Origin of the sequence: Aquimarina mycalae (assembly GCF_029906345.1) — a bacterium.
Taxonomy (GTDB): domain Bacteria; phylum Bacteroidota; class Bacteroidia; order Flavobacteriales; family Flavobacteriaceae; genus Aquimarina.
Genome location: NZ_JARYGY010000003.1, coordinates 203,681 through 221,279 on the forward strand (window position 1 = coordinate 203,681; position 17,599 = coordinate 221,279).

15 protein-coding genes are annotated in these 17,599 nt (G+C 31.3%); 4 read left to right on the forward strand and 11 right to left on the reverse strand.

Features of this window, described 5'->3' with window-relative positions; genetic code table 11:
• Positions 1–20: 20 nt before the first annotated feature.
• The 6 genes from hisB to hisG form a co-directional block, all read right to left on the reverse strand.
• Positions 21–1,157, reverse strand: coding sequence for a bifunctional histidinol-phosphatase/imidazoleglycerol-phosphate dehydratase HisB (gene hisB / locus QBK95_RS08695; protein ID WP_280932669.1), 1,137 nt, complete (start codon positions 1,155–1,157; stop codon positions 21–23).
• Positions 1,158–1,240: 83 nt separating this feature from the next.
• The gene (gene hisC, locus QBK95_RS08700; RefSeq protein ID WP_280932670.1) at positions 1,241–2,287 is read right to left on the reverse strand and encodes a histidinol-phosphate transaminase; all 1,047 of its coding nucleotides are present in this window, start codon (positions 2,285–2,287) and stop codon (positions 1,241–1,243) included.
• A gap of 65 nt (positions 2,288–2,352) precedes the next feature.
• Positions 2,353–3,213: a DUF3667 domain-containing protein gene (locus QBK95_RS08705; protein ID WP_280932672.1), complete on the reverse strand. Its 861-nt coding sequence runs from the start codon at positions 3,211–3,213 to the stop codon at positions 2,353–2,355.
• 50 nt (positions 3,214–3,263) lie between these two features.
• Complete coding sequence (gene hisD, locus QBK95_RS08710) at positions 3,264–4,547, reverse strand: histidinol dehydrogenase (protein WP_280932674.1); 1,284 nt, start codon at positions 4,545–4,547, stop codon at positions 3,264–3,266.
• Positions 4,544–4,963 (reverse strand): GNAT family N-acetyltransferase, encoded by a 420-nt coding sequence (locus QBK95_RS08715; protein ID WP_280932676.1) that lies wholly within the window; start codon positions 4,961–4,963, stop codon positions 4,544–4,546. The genes hisD and QBK95_RS08715 overlap by 4 nt, the downstream gene beginning before the upstream one ends.
• The gene (gene hisG / locus QBK95_RS08720) at positions 4,963–5,820 is read right to left on the reverse strand and encodes an ATP phosphoribosyltransferase (protein WP_280932678.1); all 858 of its coding nucleotides are present in this window, start codon (positions 5,818–5,820) and stop codon (positions 4,963–4,965) included. Before hisG ends, QBK95_RS08715 begins: the two co-directional genes overlap by 1 nt.
• 336 nt (positions 5,821–6,156) lie before the next feature.
• Here hisG and QBK95_RS08725 point away from each other — a divergent pair, with 336 nt between their 5' ends.
• The 4 genes from QBK95_RS08725 to QBK95_RS08740 all read left to right on the forward strand — a co-directional run bounded on the left by QBK95_RS08725 (position 6,157) and on the right by QBK95_RS08740 (position 10,417).
• Positions 6,157–7,071, forward strand: coding sequence for an OmpA family protein (locus QBK95_RS08725; RefSeq protein WP_280932680.1), 915 nt, complete (start codon positions 6,157–6,159; stop codon positions 7,069–7,071).
• 12 nt (positions 7,072–7,083) lie between these two features.
• Entirely contained in the window at positions 7,084–7,572 is a 489-nt protein-coding gene (locus tag QBK95_RS08730; RefSeq protein WP_280932682.1) for a helix-hairpin-helix domain-containing protein, read from the forward strand.
• A gap of 125 nt (positions 7,573–7,697) precedes the next feature.
• Positions 7,698–9,476, forward strand: a complete 1,779-nt coding sequence (locus QBK95_RS08735) for a sodium:solute symporter family protein (protein ID WP_280932683.1) — start codon at positions 7,698–7,700, stop codon at positions 9,474–9,476.
• An 89-nt stretch (positions 9,477–9,565) separates the two neighbouring features.
• Positions 9,566–10,417 carry a hypothetical protein gene (locus QBK95_RS08740; protein WP_280932685.1) on the forward strand — a complete coding sequence of 284 codons (852 nt, stop codon included), beginning with the start codon at positions 9,566–9,568 and terminating at the stop codon, positions 10,415–10,417.
• Between the two features lie 10 nt (positions 10,418–10,427).
• On the opposite strand, the gene QBK95_RS08745 is transcribed toward QBK95_RS08740, so the two are convergent.
• The 5 genes from QBK95_RS08745 to fabG all read right to left on the reverse strand — a co-directional run bounded on the left by QBK95_RS08745 (position 10,428) and on the right by fabG (position 17,542).
• The gene (locus QBK95_RS08745; RefSeq protein ID WP_280932687.1) at positions 10,428–11,051 is read right to left on the reverse strand and encodes a hypothetical protein; all 624 of its coding nucleotides are present in this window, start codon (positions 11,049–11,051) and stop codon (positions 10,428–10,430) included.
• Between the two features lie 221 nt (positions 11,052–11,272).
• The gene (locus QBK95_RS08750; RefSeq protein WP_280932689.1) at positions 11,273–13,483 is read right to left on the reverse strand and encodes a tetratricopeptide repeat-containing hybrid sensor histidine kinase/response regulator; all 2,211 of its coding nucleotides are present in this window, start codon (positions 13,481–13,483) and stop codon (positions 11,273–11,275) included.
• 313 nt (positions 13,484–13,796) lie between these two features.
• A complete protein-coding gene (locus tag QBK95_RS08755; protein WP_280932691.1) occupies positions 13,797–14,612 on the reverse strand; it encodes a prohibitin family protein in 816 nt (271 codons plus the stop codon).
• A 23-nt stretch (positions 14,613–14,635) separates the two neighbouring features.
• Positions 14,636–16,666 (reverse strand): VWA domain-containing protein, encoded by a 2,031-nt coding sequence (locus tag QBK95_RS08760; protein WP_280932694.1) that lies wholly within the window; start codon positions 16,664–16,666, stop codon positions 14,636–14,638.
• A 129-nt stretch (positions 16,667–16,795) separates the two neighbouring features.
• On the reverse strand, positions 16,796–17,542 hold the full coding sequence (gene fabG / locus QBK95_RS08765) for a 3-oxoacyl-[acyl-carrier-protein] reductase (RefSeq protein WP_280932695.1): 747 nt from the start codon (positions 17,540–17,542) through the stop codon (positions 16,796–16,798).
• Positions 17,543–17,599 lie beyond the last annotated feature (57 nt).

Consider the following 17,599-nt stretch of genomic DNA (forward strand, 5'->3'; position numbering starts at 1 on the left):
TTGTACTCAATACCATCGTTTTACAACATTCCTTTTGTACTTGGCAAAATCATTTTCTCTGGATCTCTTTTTACTGCTACTTTAATTGCCTTGGCAAAAGCCTTAAATATAGCTTCTATTTTATGATGTTCATTGATTCCTTCTGCTTTTACATTCAGATTAGCTTTGGCACCATCTGTAAAAGATTTAAAGAAATGATAAAACATCTCTGTAGGCATTTTACCGATCATTTCTCTTTTAAAATCGGCATCCCAAACAAGCCAATTACGCCCTCCAAAATCAATAGCTACTTGGGCTAAGCAATCATCCATTGGTAAACAAAAGCCATAACGTTCTATTCCTAGTTTATTTCCAAGTGCATTACTAAAAACCTCACCTAATGCTATTGCTGTATCCTCGATAGTATGATGTTCATCTACTTCCAAATCTCCTTTAACCTTAATATCGAGATCCATCTGTCCGTGACGAGAAATTTGATCCAACATATGATCAAAAAAATCTAATCCAGTGGCAATATTACTCTTGCCAGTTCCATCGAGATTTAGTTTAATATAAATATCGGTTTCATTCGTCTTTCTACTAATTTCTGCTACACGTTCATTGAGTTTTAAAAAGTCATAGATTTTTTCCCAATCATTACTTTCTAAAGCAATATGATCTTTTAGTTCATCTTGTTTGATCGTAATTTCTCCTGTTCCCAAATTAGTATGATCGTTAATAAAAATTCCTTTGGAACCAAGGTTTTTTGCCAGCTCCATATCTGTCAATCGATCGCCAATTACGAATGAATTTGTAAGATCATATTCTTCAGAAAAATATGCTGTCAACAATCCTGTTCCTGGTTTACGAGTATTGGCATTTTCATGAGGAAATGTCCTATCCAAAAAAACTTTATCAAAAACGACTCCTTCATTTTCAAAAGATGTCATAATAAAATTATGCACTGGCCAGAAAGTATCTTCGGGAAACACGTCCGTTCCCAAACCATCCTGATTAGTAATCATTACTAATTCATAATCCAATTCTTTAGCAATCTTTCCTAAATAGGTAAATGCTTTTGGATAAAAGATCATTTTTTCAAACGCATCTATTTGTTCGTCTGCAGTTTCTTTGATGATCGTTCCATCACGATCTATAAATAGTACTTTCTTTTTCATTATTCTATTATTTCAGCAATGCTGAAATCTTTTTAAATTAAACCTTTTTTATTTTTTAAGCCATAATCGTATTAGGATGAAAATCATATCCTTTTTAGTGCTTCAATTAATTTTTTATTCTCTAAACTTGTTCCTATGGTTAATCGCAATGTATTTTCACATAGCGGCTGAGTTGTCCTATTACGAATAACAATACCTTCTTTAAGTAATTGATTATACCGTTTGTCTGCATCATCTACTTTTACCAATATAAAATTAGCATCTGTTTTATATACTTCTTTAATCAATTTTATATCCTTCAAATTAGCTATCATTTTTTTTCTTTCAGTAAGAATATTTTCAACCTCAGATTGAACAGATGTCACATCAAGTACACGTTCTAATGCTTTTTGCTGTGTCAATTCATTTACATTATATGGTGGCTTAATCTTATTTAATACTGAAATGACCTCTTGCGATGCATAACACAGTCCTAATCTGATACCAGCCATACCATATGCCTTAGATAATGTCTGCGTTACTACTAGATTTGGATATTTTTCTATATTATTAATCCAACTTTGTTCAGTTGAAAAATCAATGTACGCTTCATCAACTACTACCAAACCTTTAAAATTTTCCAAAATTTCAATCATCTTTTCATTAGAGAAAGAATTTCCAGTTGGATTATTAGGAGAACATAAAAATATAATCTTTGTAAACTCATTTACCTTTTCCAAAATTTTGGAAACATTAGGCTCGAAGTCTTTATTCAATACTACTTCTTGTTCTTTAATATTATTAATATTGGCAAGTACTTTATACATACCATATGTTGGAGGTAACGTAATAATGTTATCTCTACTAGGCTCACAAAAAGCTCTAAATAAAAGATCCAAGACTTCGTCACTACCATTCCCTAATAGGATGTTTGAAGAAGTTACACTTTTTTGTTGGGCTAATACTTCTTTAAGGCTACGCTGTTGAGGGTCTGGATATCTATTCACTCCATTTTCGTATGGGTTTTCATTTGCATCCAGAAAAATCATTTTAGAACCATCTGAAACATACTCATCACGAGCAGATGAATAAGGTTTTAAACCTAATACATTAGCTCTTGTCAATTGATTTATATCAAACATAGTTTTCATTAACTATTTGTTTCTATTTAGTATTATTATTTATAGTCACTTTTACTAATTATAATTTAAGAAAATTAGGTATTCAAAATTTTAATTGCAACTACTACTATTACGCTAATTATAAAAACTACAATCATTAAAATTATAACGGTTATTAGTAATATTCCTAAAAACTTTAACAACATTAAAAATGAACGTAACCAAGAAATCTCATACATTTTTTTATACGTAAACATGTAGTAAAAAATTGTAACCAAAATACTAATCGGATATAGCGATGGGTTTACCAAAAAACTCAATCCAAAAAACAACAATGTAGATAGTGTTGAAAACCCTTGTATATATGAATTTATAACTAAATGTTCTGCATAATTAAAACGTTTTCTACCAAAAGTCAAAAACGCCATATATGTATATAATGGCATGGTTAACAAAACCATGATATTGAAATACTTTACGGTAAATTCACTATATTTTTTATTGGTCTCTACTTGATTATTTTTGAACTCTATATACTTCTGATTGTATTCTTCTGAAGTAAAATAACTTTCAGGTTTTTCTTTATCTATTCTTTCTATAGAATTAAACATGGTCTCATAAAAAGAATCATTTATCATAGCAGAAGATAAATCCGCGTATTCTTCAGAAAAAGAATTAAAGAGAAATGTAATCAGTCCCACACCAATAGCCAGAAACGTAAATGGTGCTATAAACTTCTTTCTTGTTCCATCAATATAGTTTTTAACCACAACATCTGGATGCATAAAAAAGATTCTAAGGGTTTTAAAGTATTTATTATCCCATCCAACAACGTCATTAAAAAAATCTTTTCTTAACTTCTTCGTAGTAATACGTTCTCTGATCACTTTGGCTCCACAACCATAACAAAAATCAGCATTTTCTATTAAAGTACTATTACAATTTTTACAATCCATATATTCTATTTTAAAACACTATGGTGTTACTTTTTTAATATGAGAATACATTATTTTAAACTTTCTATTCTTAAGGTAACTGCATTTTTATGAGCTTGTAAACCTTCTGCTGCAGCCATTATTTCAATAGCATTACCTATATTTTTAATTCCTTGTTCTGATATTTTCTGAAATGTCATTGATTTCATAAAACTATCCAGATTCACGCCGCTATACTGCTTAGCATATCCATTAGTCGGCAATGTATGGTTAGTTCCTGAAGCATAATCTCCAGCGCTTTCTGGAGTATAATTTCCAATAAAAACAGAACCAGCATTCATTATATTATCAACATAAAAATCTTGATCGGCTACACAAACAATAAAGTGTTCAGGACCATATTCATTAATCAACTCAATTGCTTCGGCATCATTTTCGACATAAATAAGTTTAGAATTATCTATCGCCGCTTCTGCAATTTCTTTTCTTGGTAACACATTACATTGTTTGGTAATTTCTTTTTCTACGTCTTCGAGTAGTGTTTTTGATGTAGTAATTAAAATTACCTGACTATCCTTACCGTGTTCTGCTTGGCTTAGTAAATCTGAAGCCACAAAAGAAGCATTTGCCGTATCATCAGCCACAACTAACAACTCACTAGGACCAGCAGGCATATCAATAGCAACTCCAAACTTTGTAGCTAACTGTTTAGCCACTGTTACAAATTGGTTTCCTGGACCAAAAATCTTATAAACTTGAGGTATTGTTTCGGTTCCAAACGTCATTCCTGCAATTGCTTGAATTCCTCCTACTTTAAAAATGTTCGTTACTCCACACAGATTCGCAGCATATAATATTGCTGGATTTATTTTTCCATCTTTATCAGGTGGTGAACACAACACTATTTCTTTACAACCTGCAATATTAGCAGGTACTGCAAGCATTAAAATTGTAGAAAATAATGGAGCAGTTCCTCCAGGAATATATAGTCCTACTTTCTGGATAGGTCTTTTTTCTTGCCAACAGGAAACTCCATCAATGGTATCTACTGATATTTTATCTGTTTTCTGAGCAGCATGAAAAGCTTCTATATTTGATTTTGCCAATACAATGGCTTCCTTTAATTCTTTACTAACTAAATTCTGAGCTTCCTGTATTTCTTCTGATGATACTAACATAGAATCCAGGGTCACTTTGTCAAATTTTTGAGTATATCGATCAATTGCTTTGTTTCCTTCGGTCTTCACTTCATCAAAAACATTTAAAACAATATTTTCAATATCTGCAACTGTTTGTGTGGGTCTTTTTAGCAACTCAGACCAGGTATTTCTTTCTGGTTTATATATTTTTTTCATAATTTCTTTTGATAGTGGAAAGCGATACGTTCATACCCTAGGTTTTCCCAAAACTGTTGTCCTGCTTTATTTCCTGTATACACATTTAATTCAGAAGCAATGCACCCTTTGGATTTTGCATATTCGAAAATCCAATTCATCAACAATTTTCCAATACCTTTTCCTTGATATTCTGGTAAAACATATACGTTATCAGGTTCTACATGACGGCCAATATAATATTTAGTCAAAAACCACATTCCAGAGATACCAACTAATAATGTTTTGTCATAAACACCAACACATTCATAACCTGAAGAGATCATTTCTCGAAGCCGTGATTTTAGTTCTTCTAGAGGTATTTTATTATTAAGTTCTTGCAACAGCGGCAACACAACCTCGATATTTTTCTCTGGTATAAGCTTAATATCAAACATTACAACACCATTTTTTCTATTGGGCAAACTAAAATACCTTCAGCTCCTTCAGCTTTTAATTCATCTAAAATATCCCAAAACTTATTCTTCTCTACAACGGTATGTATCGAACTCCATCCTTTTTCTGCAAGTGGTAATACTGTTGGACTACGCATTCCTGGAAGAATATCCACAATGCGATCAATTTTATCATTAGGAGCATTAAGCAACACATATTTAGATGCTCTCGCCTTTAGTACTGCCTGTATTCTAAATTGTAATTTTTCAAGAATCTCTCTATTGTCATCACTTATATTTGGAGAAACTGCTAATACAGCTTCTGAAGTAAGCATGACTTCTACTTCTTTCAGGTTATTTTTAAACAAAGTACTACCACTAGATACGATATCACAGATAGCATCTGCTAAACCAATATTGGGTGCTATCTCTACAGATCCTGAAATCTGGTGTAATTCGGCAGAAATCCCTTTGTTACTTAAATATTCCTTCACCGTATTCGGATATGAGGTTGCTATTCTTTTTCCATCAAGATCTTTTATAGAAGTATACTTTACATCTTTAGGAACGGCTAAAGAAACTTTACATTTAGAAAAATTTAGCCTTTCTGCAATGGTGATATCTTTGCCTTTTTCTACCAATACATTTTCTCCAATAATAGCAATATCCACTACTCCATCTCGCAGATATTGTGGTATATCTCCATTTCTAAGAAACATAACTTCCATAGGAAAATTTCTTGTTGCAGCTTTTAATTGATCTTTACCATTATCAATAGAAATTCCACAATCCTTTAGAATTTGAACAGAATCCTGATTAAGTCTTCCACTTTTTTGAATAGCAATTTTAATTTTTGACATTATCTTTTTAGTTGTTGTGTTTGATCAGTTCGAAACAAGCTTTAAAACAAAAAACCCGTTTGAAAATGCTCAAACGGGTTATTATATATGATTAACTTATACACATATCAACTTACCACGCCTGGGCGGAGATGTAAGAATGATGATGATGTACAAGAATATTTTTCATGGTCTTCTTTAATTCTTTGCGAATGTATAAAAAATATTTTTTTCTGAAAATGTATTTCAGCTTAAATTTTTGCAATTCATCTTTTTTCCAAGTATAAATATCTCAATCATAATAATTTAATAAAAACATTTTTATAACTTTAAAAGACTAATACTAATCATCAACATATGAAAAATTTAATTTCGTTCCTTATTTTTCTCTTGTTCGCTTTATTGGGGATGTGGTGGTACTACTCCTGTAATTGGTGTCTCGGAGATAGAAATAAAGGATCTTCTATTGTAGAAGAACAAATTGATCCTGAAGCAGAAGCCAAAGCCAAAAAGGCTTATGAGGATAGTTTAGCGCTAGCTCATGGGCTATATGCTAAGGATAATCAAAATGCTGATATTTTCAGGTATCCTGAAAATTTGCAAATAAACAATACTGACTTCGAGGTATATATACCAGATGGTATTCAAGGTTTTGAAGATAAAATTGCTAATTATCTTGGGCAACATCAGGATCAAGAATTGGTTATTTATGGTTATGAAACCTCTACAGAAAGTGAAATGGATACAATTCATGGAGTTTCAAGGGCAAATTTCATTAAAGACCTTTTAGTGAATGCTGGTATCAATGGAGATCGAATTGTTTCTAAAGCGAAATTACATAACTACGAGTATGATGCTAACGGTACATATGATGGAGGAATCCTTTTATATTTTAACAAAATAGATGCTTCCAGATTAAAGGAAGTTGAAAAAGGTATCGCAAATAAAACTTTATACTCAGATTTTGGTTCCAAAGAATTTAAACCCGATGCAACCCTTACAAATTATGCATTGGAACTAAAAACTTACCTTGATAAATATCCAGATAAAAATGTCATAATTACTGGACATACCGATGATATTGGTAGCGATAAAGACAATCTATATTTTGGATCAGTCAGAGCAAAAAATGTAAAGCAATACTTAGTTTCTAAAGGTATTTCTGCAAACAGACTCACAGCTAACTCCAAAGGGGAATCAAGTCCGATAGTTCCTAATGACAATGAAGAAAACAAAGCAAAAAACAGAAGAATAGAAATAATTGTAAACTAAATAACTACAACTATGTTAGATTTTTTAAACGAAGCAAATTGGTGGTGCCTTCTACTATTGTTATTCATAGCCTTCTTATTAGGTTGGCTTTTATCAAGGTGGTCACTCAAAAATAAATATAAAGCAGACTTAGATAAATGTTTAAGAGAAAAAGAAAAGCTTAGAAATGCCAGTATGAACTATAAAAAGGCGAATACTACTTTTAGTAATCCCGTAGCTGTTATCCCTGCAGAAACAGAATCAAATGATGAAAAACCTAAGCTTAATTTTGCAAGTTTTGGTACAGCAGATGAATCTCAAAAAGATGATCTGAAATTGATTAGTGGTGTTGGTCCTTTTATTGAGAAAAAATTAAATAGTATTGGAATTTATACTTTTGATCAAATTAGCAAATTCACCAAAGAAGATATTGATACTGTTACCGAATTGATTCAGTTTTTCCCTGGAAGAATTGAACGAGATAATTGGAAGGATCAAGCAAATACTCTGAAAAATAAATAGTAGTAACACAAACCACACTTCTATCTATTAAAACCTCTAAAGTAAATATACTTAGAGGTTTTTTTGATTCCTATAAGTATGATAAAAAAATAGTAGATTTACGAAATCTAACTAACTTATATTTTATGTCATTATCTACACTGGATTGGATTATCATTCTTAGTTTCTTTGTCATTTTTGCCATTCTTGGAATTGCCGTTTCTAAGAAATCAGGAGAAAACGCACAAGAGTTCTTCTTATCAGGAAGAAATATGCCTTGGTGGTTGTTAGGGATTTCTATGGTGGCTACTACTTTTTCGGCAGATACACCTAATCTGATAACTGATATTGTGAGACAGAATGGAATTTCTGGGAATTGGGTTTGGTGGGCTTTCTTGCTTACAGGAATGCTTACTGTTTTTGTCTATGCAAAGCTTTGGCGTAGATCAGAAGTACTTACTGATCTCGAATTTTATGAGATACGATATAGTGGTAAAGCAGCGGCTTTTCTTAGAGGTTTTAGAGCTATTTATCTAGGCGTATTTTTTAATGTTATGATTATGGCTTCGGTTTGTCTTGCTGCTATTAAAATCGGAGGAGTTTTGTTCGGTTTAGCGCCTTGGCAATGTGTATTATATGCATCAGTAATCACTGTATTATATAGTGCTTTGGGAGGATTAAGAGGTGTTATATTTACAGATTTTTTACAATTTATTGTAGCTATGATTGGATCAATCGCCGCTGCATATTATTTAATTAATCTTCCTGAAGTTGGTGGTTTATCAAACCTGTTGGAACATACTAACGTTAAGGATAAACTTAATTTTTTACCAGATTTTAATGATACCAAAACTTTAATCCCTTTATTAGTAATACCTCTGGCAGTTCAATGGTGGAGTGTTTGGTATCCTGGTGCTGAACCTGGAGGTGGTGGCTATATTGCACAACGAATGTTATCTGCTAAGGACGAAAAAAATGCAATAGGAGCCACACTTTTATTCAATATAGCACATTATGCTTTAAGGCCTTGGCCTTGGATATTAATAGCCTTAATATCTCTGGTAGTTTTTCCAGAATTAGATACTATACAACAAGCATTTCCTAATGTAGATTCTAGCATCATAGGTCATGATTTAGCCTATCCAGCAATGTTAACCAAACTACCAAGTGGGTTATTAGGTATCGTTGCTGCTTCGTTAGTAGCTGCTTTTATGAGTACTATTTCTACTCATTTGAATTGGGGTTCTTCATACATCGCCATTGATTTTTACAAACGATTCATTTCTCCTGAGGCTACTGAAAAAAAATTAGTTAATATAGGTCGTCTTAGTACTATAGTATTAATGGTTTTTGCAGCATTAATCGCGCTGGCTTTAGAAAGCGCATTAAGCACGTTTAATATCTTATTACAAATCGGAGCTGGAACTGGATTAATTTTTATTCTAAGATGGTTTTGGTGGCGTATTAATGCATATAGTGAAATCACTGGTATGATTGTTTCTTTTGTTATAGCCCTATGGTTTGAATTTGCTCACGAAGCTGTTTTTGGATCGAGATTAGAAGGATATCAGGAATTAGTAATTGGTGTGATCTTTACTACCATCAGTTGGATTACTGCAACATTAATTACTAAACCAACGGATAGTGATACTCTGAGTAAATTTTACAATAAAGTAAAACCTTATGGTATTGGTTGGAATGGTTTTAAATCCAAAATATCACAAACCGATATTAACCTTGATAAAAGTACTGATAAGTTCACCATTGACCTCGCTTCAATGCTTCTAGGAGTATTGTTAGTCTATTGTGCCTTATTCGCTACTGGATATTTTATATATGGAAATATTACCAGTGCATTAATACTATCTGCTATTACAATTACTGCAGTATTAATCTTAATGAGAATTAGAAGAAAACGTTCTTGATTTGATTGTATTTTCTTAAAGCAATAAAATCGTAGGAATTTACTTGTTATTTTTTTCTTATATTTAAGTAATTCTTACCCTAAGATTTTATGAAAAAAATTATACTCCTTTGTCTTATAATACTTTCTGTTCAAATAAAGGCTCAAGAAAAAACGGTGGTGGTTGGTAATTCGACTACAACCTATGTAACTATTACTGAAGTTCAGAATACAGGAAACTGGACCGAAATTTCTTTAGAATTTAAGCCTACCAATGATATAAATGGTACTTTACATCCACCTACCAGCAGGTCTCCTTTTGTTCTTAGTGACCAAAAAGGCAATAGGTATGCTCTTAAAAATCAAATGGGATGGGAAGGCCCAGATGCAGGAGGTTACGGAACAGTAAAACTAGTTCCTAATCAAAAAAAATATTTGAAATTATTTTTTAATAAATTAGAAAAAATTGATGACATATATTCATTAACAGAACTTGGTTGTGAAAAAGGTTGTTGGAATTTTTATGACATTAGTCTAAAAGATAAAATCATAGAAACTCCTAAGAAGGAAAATGTATCCACTAAGTTTACCAGAACCTGGGTAGATTATAATGTCACCGAGGATGAAAAAAAAGGTATGCGCATTCATGCAGAATTCACAGTATTTAACTTGAAAGATACAGAATGTTATATGTTAGTGCGCTTTGCTGATAAGAATGAAAAATTTCTCACCACCACTAAAATAGCTTATAAAAATGTTTCTGGTCAGATTTCATTATATAAAAAGCTCACGCCAAAATTCGATAAAACTTATTATGCCGATGTAAATGTTTTTATGCCGTATACAGAATTTAATCTATCAAAAGAATATCATGACTTGAAATATGATGTAGATTTGATTTACAAAGACGGAGGAATAATTAAACATTTTGAAATGGTAAGTTTTTACTACGACAATAAATAATATTTAATTACTAATCAACATAATAAATTGCTTCTAAATATTTATTTGAAGCTGATTTTTCATCTTTTTTGGATTTTAACTCCTTAAGAACTCCTGCTACCTGTATTTTTTTTTCTGGAAGTTTATGAGAGCCTTTTGCATGCGCTATTATAAACGTATCTGTTGTTCCCTCTTCTACTACTTCATATACATCATACGTATCAATAATAGGGATCATGGTAAAGGTAGTTACTTTACCTGTTACAATGGGTATCATTATAAATCCATTAAAATCAGATTTAGATTCTAACTTTTTAGGTATGCCTGTTATAATAGTATTACAAGATAATTTTCCTATGGAATTTGCTTGAGAAGGTAATAATGCTACACAGGTATGTTCTATATACATAGACTGTAAATCATCTGTTAACAATGAAATCACTTGATTTTTATCATTTTCATTTAGTAATGAAATTGACAAATCTAAAAAAAGTATCATTGTTTGTTTATTACTAAAAAGTCCTGCTACTTTACCAAGTTCTGATTGAGATATTACTCCATCATCAGCTTTGGTTAAAATATTATAAAATCTTCCTCCATTATCTAATGAAGTTTTGGCCTCACTAATATCTTTATAAGGTTCTAATCTTTTCATACATTATAATATACGGTTACTTTATATTAGTATAAAATTGAGAGAGATAGTTACAACTAAATATTCTTTTTTAATGAAAAGCAATGGTAGGCTTAGCGAAGAAAAAACATTTGCCATCTAGTTATACAAAAAACTTATACAAACTCCCTTCTGAAACACCTTTGTCAAGGTATATTAATTTGATAAAATGAAATAACTATTAAGATCGGATATAAACATTCTTACTTCACATTCTTTTTTTGATTCACTAAGGTATCAAAAAGTCTATCTATCTGTAAAGGCTTCCATAAAAACCCATTAAAAAAGGTTAAGTAATCTTCATTATTAACTGCGGTCACATCTGCAGTAAGTGCATAAATAGGAGTATGTTGATTTTCGTTTTTTGAATTTCTAATGAGCTTTGCTGCATCAAAACCATTCATTTCGGGCATATGGATATCCATTAAAATAAAATCAACTTTTACCTTTTTTGCAGCCTCTACCGCATCCATACCATTCTTAACTCGTTCTATTTTTACACCCCATTTTTTAAGTAATTGCCCCATAACCAAAGCATTTACCTCATTATCTTCAGCAAGTATGGCTGTTTTATTTTTTAGTTGATTTGTTTGTTTTTGATCTATTTTGACAATATCCTTAGACTTTTGTAAAACTAATTCAAAATAAAAAGTAGAACCTTTGCCTTTTTTACTAGTTAAATTCACGGTACTGCCGTATAGCTGTACTATCTTTTTTACAATGGCAAGACCTAGTCCTGTACCTCCATTATTTCTTGTGGTTATAGTAGATGGTATATAAAAACTATCAAAGAGTCTATTTTGTTCATCTTTAGCTATTCCTACACCAGTATCCTTTACACCAAAGTATACCGTATCCTTATTTCCTGCTGAGGAAATTAACTCTATATCAATATCTACTGATCCTTTATTGGTATATTTTATAGCGTTACTGACTAAATTTCCTAAGATTTGAAATAATTTGGTTTCATCTAGTTTATAAAATTTACTGAGTCCTATATCTATATTAACATTAAGTTGTATTCCTTTTTCTAAGGCCATTCCCAAATAGGTTTCCCTAATATTATTAATCAACTCTGCAAAATTAACGGGATGCATTTCCAGTTCCATTTTATCAGAATCCAACTTGGAAAAATCTAAAATATCATTAATAATTCGCATCAAATTTTTTGAAGAAAACTGCAATGAAGTCAGTAATTTCTGATCATCTGCATCGGCCCTTTCTTTAAGAAGGGAAATAATACTAGTTACTGCATTTAATGGAGTTCTTATCTCATGACTCATCGCAGATAGAAAGGATTGTCGCATTTTTGCGGTTTCATCCGCTTGCTTTTCCTTTACTAAAATAGCCTCTTTTTCATGTCTAAGATTTTCTTCTTGTTGTTCGTATTTTATTTTTGAAATACGCTCGTAATTTTCGATAACTTTTAATGTCTGAGAATTAACAGAAGCATCTTTTTCCATTAAATAACTTTCAAGATATTTTAAAGCTTCTTTATGTTCGTTTTCGCTTCTGTATGTTTCATAGAGAAGATGACTGGCTTTATATTTTGTTCTAGAAAGATTAAATTTTGTACTATGAGCAACAACTTCTTTAAGCAAAGTTTTTGCTCGTTCAATCTCTCCTGTTTCCAGGTATAATTGAGCCAGTTTATGCTTAGCCATTCCAATACCGTACACTTCATTATACTTTTCATGTATATCCAATGCTTTTATAAAATCAGCACAGGCTTTTTCATACTTTTTGTTATAACTATACACTTTGCCACGACCATAGATAGCAAAAGCGAGACCTCTATCATCTCCTGTTTCTGATTTTAACGTTATCGACTTATTAATCATGTCAAGAGCCTCTTTTGGTTTATCTTGTTTAAGAAGTATCCCAGACATAGGATTATAAGCGTTTGACTCGAAGTTCTTGTTTTTACATTTCTTTGCCGATTCTATTGCTATTCTATATGCTTCAGCAGCATTATTTTTATCTCCCAAAATTTCATAAATAGCACCTAGTGACTTTTGGGTTCTGGATACGTTATGCCAATCATTATATTTTTGATAGATAACTAATGCATCTATCAAGTAAATCATTCCTAGATGGTAGTTATTTGTCTTATAATGAATACCAGCTATACTATATTTAGCATCCGCTACTCCTATTTCATCTTCTAATAATTCGAAACAGGTAATTGCTCTCTCAGCAAAAGATAATGCCTCGCTACCTTTTCCACAAATCATACTAAATAATGAAAGCATGTTTAAACTTTTACCAATACCTGCTTTATCCTGTATCTTTTCGCTTAAAATCAATGCTTCATTAGCTAACATTACACTTTCTTCTAAGTTGTTAACCCTAAGTTTATAGGATTCCTCAAGTAAGTGTTTAATTTTAGATAATGTATTATCCTGTTCGTTCATATGAATGAATACGTACTATAATTCGTGTTAAAAATATACTAAAAAAAGACTAAATGATCATTAGCGAGGTTAAAAATACTTTTTCTTTAAAGTTTTCAATCAAAAAACATCAACCTTTGACGCATAATAAACACAATATCAAGTATTTATAGTAAAGGCTAATGCAATTAGCTTTTAGCATTTAAATTTATAAAAACAAGTAATAGGTCATTTGGGATGCTATTCTTTTGATATATAGGTATAAAAAAACCACCATATAATAGTTATTATATGGTGGTTACATATTAAATTATTTTTTAAATGATGGTTCTTCTTACTGATTACCAAGAATCAAAGGCATTCCATCTTTTCCGGAACCTACTACAACTACTTTTGCATTTGGAGATTTCGCTAATTGCAATGTAGCTTCTATTCCTTTTTCTTTAAGAATTTTATCAGTTAGCGAAGCACTAAGAATCTGGTTAGCAATTGCTTTACCTTCTGCATCAATCTTTTGTCTTTCTGCTTCCTTTTTAGCTTTTTCTAATCTAAATTCATACTCTAAGGCTTCTTGTTCTTGCTTTAACTTTCGTTCTATAGCCTCTTTAATAGTTGGTGGTAATGTAACATCACGCACCAAAACTTCATTTAATTGTATAAATTGATTGCCTACAATTTTTTTAGTCTCTTCAAAGATTTCTTTTTGAATAGCATCTCTTTTACTAGAATACAATTGTTCTGGTGTATATCTACCTACTACACTACGTGCAGCTGAACGAATTGTTGGTAACAATACTCTTTGAACATAATTCTCACCTTTTTGTTGATGTAATAAACCTAATTTAGCGTAATCAGGCTGAAACCAAGCAGAAGCATCTAATTTGATCTCCAGTCCGTTAGAAGAAAGTACTTGCATTTTCTCAAAAACTTCTTGTTGCCTTACTTCATATACGATTACTTTATTCCAAGGAGCAACCAAGTGAAATCCTTCGCCCAAAGGTGGTTGATCAGTTACAACTCCACCTGCAAAAGTTTTATACAAAACTCCTGCTTCTCCAGAACCAATCGTAACAGTTGATTTTGAAATAAACACAATAGTTAATACAATAATAATAAGAATAGGTAACCCTATTTTAGGTAATTTTTCCATGATAAATGTTTAGTTTTTAAATTTTAAATAAGCCCATTATATTTTCTCATAAACCACTCTATTGCGAGCAATAATATGATAATTGCCAAAAGATATTTCCAGTCTATTAAAGATACAATATTTTCTTTGCTCTTCTGGATTACTTGATATCTTTGATCTATTACTAAATCTTTAATTATGATATCATTTTGACTCATAAAATAAGCCTTTCCATTAGTATTAGTCGCTACTTGTTCTAGTTTTGTTACATCTGCATTAAGCAATTGTTGTTCTACATCATAATCCAAAATACTAAAGCTTCCAGAACGTGATATATTTTCACCTAAAACCGTCACAGTAAAATCATAGTTTCCAGATGATAAGCTACTCAAATCAGCTTCATATGAATTATTTTTTAATAACATTGGTATTGTTTGAGAAGCTTCAGTTTCTTTATTCTTAATTATAATATTCAGGCTTCCTCTACGGTCAAATTCATATGTTTTTGTAAAATACTCCGCCTTTATTTTAATACTAGCATTACCATAATAAAAAGATTCTGAGATCGTATTTAATCTACTTTTTCGTTTATTCGATGCTAAATACTGTATCAGTTTTCCGAAAAAATCATCAAAACTTTCGAAGTTTTTAGTATCCAGATAATTCTGTGCTCTCCAACGCCATATTCCTTCACCAATTAATAATGCTTCGCGAGTTCCACTCTCTTCTATTGTCGCTAGTAAAGGTTCATCTGTTGTTACATTACCAATATTTCTATGCAACAATATATCATGAGAGGCAGTTATTCTTATTTCTCCAAACGTTCCTATTAATGGAGGGTATTCATTAAAACCAATATCATCTAACAAGAATGTTCCATAATTAGTATTAAATCTTGGAAGGTAATACTCTGTTTGCCTGGTAATTTCTTGCCTATATTTATTCTGAATTTTATTGAGAAATACCCAATCCGTTCTGGAACCAATTATAGTAAAGTGATTTTTTCGAAGGTTTTCTAACTTTTCATAAACTCCTCTAAATCTTGCATTAGGTTGATATAATATTATAAGCTGATAATCATCGATATCTTTTATTTCAGATGATTTACGTATTGTAAGGCTTCTACGTTCATTACTTTCAATACTTTTTTTAATAGCACCCAGATCAGGATGCACAATATCGCTTACTAACAGTACATTTGTTTTCTGATCAATAACCTCTACTGCAAAAGATTTTACATTATTAACCGTATTTTTTTCTCCTTGCACTGGAACCAAGGATGCTCTATATTGTAATACTCCAGCTGTGTTGGCTGCTAATGTAAAATTAATTACTTTGGAATTATCTTCTCCCGAAAAAGAAACTGGTTGAGAAAATATAGTACTCTGTCCAGATTTTATTTCAAATTTAGTGTCAACGGTTTCATTTCCTGAATAGGTAAGAATAACTTCTACAGGAAATTTATTTTTTAAGTATGCATATCGATTGACATTAAGCTGCTGAATCTTTGTATCAGTAACTTCTGTAGTATCTCCTGTAATTATGGGATAAATCTGCTGTTTATATGTATTGCTACTAAACTGATAGTCTTTACCATAGGTTTGATTTCCATCGGTAATCAATATTGTAGGAGCATTTGTATTTTTATAGATTTGATCCAAATCATCCAATGCCTTGGAAATATTAGTCTGTTTTTGATCAAAAGTCAAGCTGAGTGTATCTCGTAATTCATCCGAAAAGGAATAATACTTAACATCAAATCGCTTATTTAGATCTTCATTTTCTTGAAGCCTAGTAACGAATTCTGTAACTGAATTATCTTGATTAAGATGTTTTATAGAAGCAGAATTATCAGTGGCAACTACCAATGTTGGTTTTTCTGTGTAGTATGTGTTTTTTTTGAAAGTAGGATTAATCAACAATACCAGCAATGTAAATACACTAAGAAAACGTAAAAAAGCAAAAAACAGATTTCTTTTGGTTCTGTTTTTTGCTTTATACATATATTGATATAGCGCTATAATTAATGCTATTATAACAGCTGCTATGATCAATCCTATATTTTGTATCTGCATTATGAAAACTACGATCTATACGGTTCTAGAATTATAAAGATTATTTTAAATCGAATTTAACGACTTTGAAACAAAATAGTATTAAAATCTTCAAAAATGATTCTAAAACCATGAATCGTAATTCTATATTTAGGTTAGCATTCCTCCATCAACGTTAAGTACTTGTCCAGTAACATAACCACTTAGATCACTTGCTAAAAACAGACAAGCATTTGCTATATCATCAGGAGATCCTCCTCTTTTTAGAGGAATTGCTTTTCTCCATTCTTCTACAACCTTTTCATCTAGTTTTCCAGTCATTTCTGTTTCTATAAAACCTGGAGCAATTACATTACTTCGTATATTTCTAGAACCTAGTTCAAGAGCTACTGATTTAGAAAAACCAATAATTCCTGCTTTAGAAGCTGCATAGTTTGCCTGTCCTGCATTTCCTTTTACTCCAACTACAGAACTCATGTTGATAATACTTCCACTGCGTTGTTTAAGCATAGTACGTTGCACAGCTTTAGTCATATTAAACACACTTTTAAGATTAACTTCGATTACTTTATCAAAATCATCTTCACTCATTCTCATAAGCAAATTATCTTTAGTGATACCTGCATTATTAACTAGTATATCGATTCCACCGAAAGTTTCCAGAACATCCTTTATTAAGTTTTCGGATTCTTCAAAACTGGCTGCATTACTTTGATATGCTTTTGCCTTAATTCCTAAATCATTTAATTCTTTTTCTAACGCTGAAGCTGCCTCTACAGAAGAACTGTATGTAAATGCAACATTTGCACCTTGTTTTGCAAAAACTTGTGCTATTCCTTTTCCGATACCACGAGTAGCACCTGTGATAATTGCGGTTTTACCTTGTAAGAGATTCATTCGCTCTATAATATTTTTTTGGTATGCATACCTTTCTGATAATGGTATGCTTGATTT

Excerpts from the sequence above, each read along its gene's own strand:
- hisB (WP_280932669.1), bottom strand. The coding sequence starts at position 1,157 with ATGAAAAAGAAAGTACTATTTATAGATCGTGATGGAACGATCATCAAA.
- hisC (WP_280932670.1), bottom strand. The coding sequence starts at position 2,287 with ATGAAAACTATGTTTGATATAAATCAATTGACAAGAGCTAATGTATTA.
- QBK95_RS08705 (WP_280932672.1), bottom strand. The coding sequence starts at position 3,213 with ATGGATTGTAAAAATTGTAATAGTACTTTAATAGAAAATGCTGATTTT.
- hisD (WP_280932674.1), bottom strand. The coding sequence starts at position 4,547 with ATGAAAAAAATATATAAACCAGAAAGAAATACCTGGTCTGAGTTGCTA.
- QBK95_RS08715 (WP_280932676.1), bottom strand. The coding sequence starts at position 4,963 with ATGTTTGATATTAAGCTTATACCAGAGAAAAATATCGAGGTTGTGTTG.
- hisG (WP_280932678.1), bottom strand. The coding sequence starts at position 5,820 with ATGTCAAAAATTAAAATTGCTATTCAAAAAAGTGGAAGACTTAATCAG.
- QBK95_RS08725 (WP_280932680.1), top strand. The coding sequence starts at position 6,157 with ATGAAAAATTTAATTTCGTTCCTTATTTTTCTCTTGTTCGCTTTATTG.
- QBK95_RS08730 (WP_280932682.1), top strand. The coding sequence starts at position 7,084 with ATGTTAGATTTTTTAAACGAAGCAAATTGGTGGTGCCTTCTACTATTG.
- QBK95_RS08735 (WP_280932683.1), top strand. The coding sequence starts at position 7,698 with ATGTCATTATCTACACTGGATTGGATTATCATTCTTAGTTTCTTTGTC.
- QBK95_RS08740 (WP_280932685.1), top strand. The coding sequence starts at position 9,566 with ATGAAAAAAATTATACTCCTTTGTCTTATAATACTTTCTGTTCAAATA.
- QBK95_RS08745 (WP_280932687.1), bottom strand. The coding sequence starts at position 11,051 with ATGAAAAGATTAGAACCTTATAAAGATATTAGTGAGGCCAAAACTTCA.
- QBK95_RS08750 (WP_280932689.1), bottom strand. The coding sequence starts at position 13,483 with ATGAACGAACAGGATAATACATTATCTAAAATTAAACACTTACTTGAG.
- QBK95_RS08755 (WP_280932691.1), bottom strand. The coding sequence starts at position 14,612 with ATGGAAAAATTACCTAAAATAGGGTTACCTATTCTTATTATTATTGTA.
- QBK95_RS08760 (WP_280932694.1), bottom strand. The coding sequence starts at position 16,666 with ATGCAGATACAAAATATAGGATTGATCATAGCAGCTGTTATAATAGCA.
- fabG (WP_280932695.1), bottom strand. The coding sequence starts at position 17,542 with ATGAATCTCTTACAAGGTAAAACCGCAATTATCACAGGTGCTACTCGT.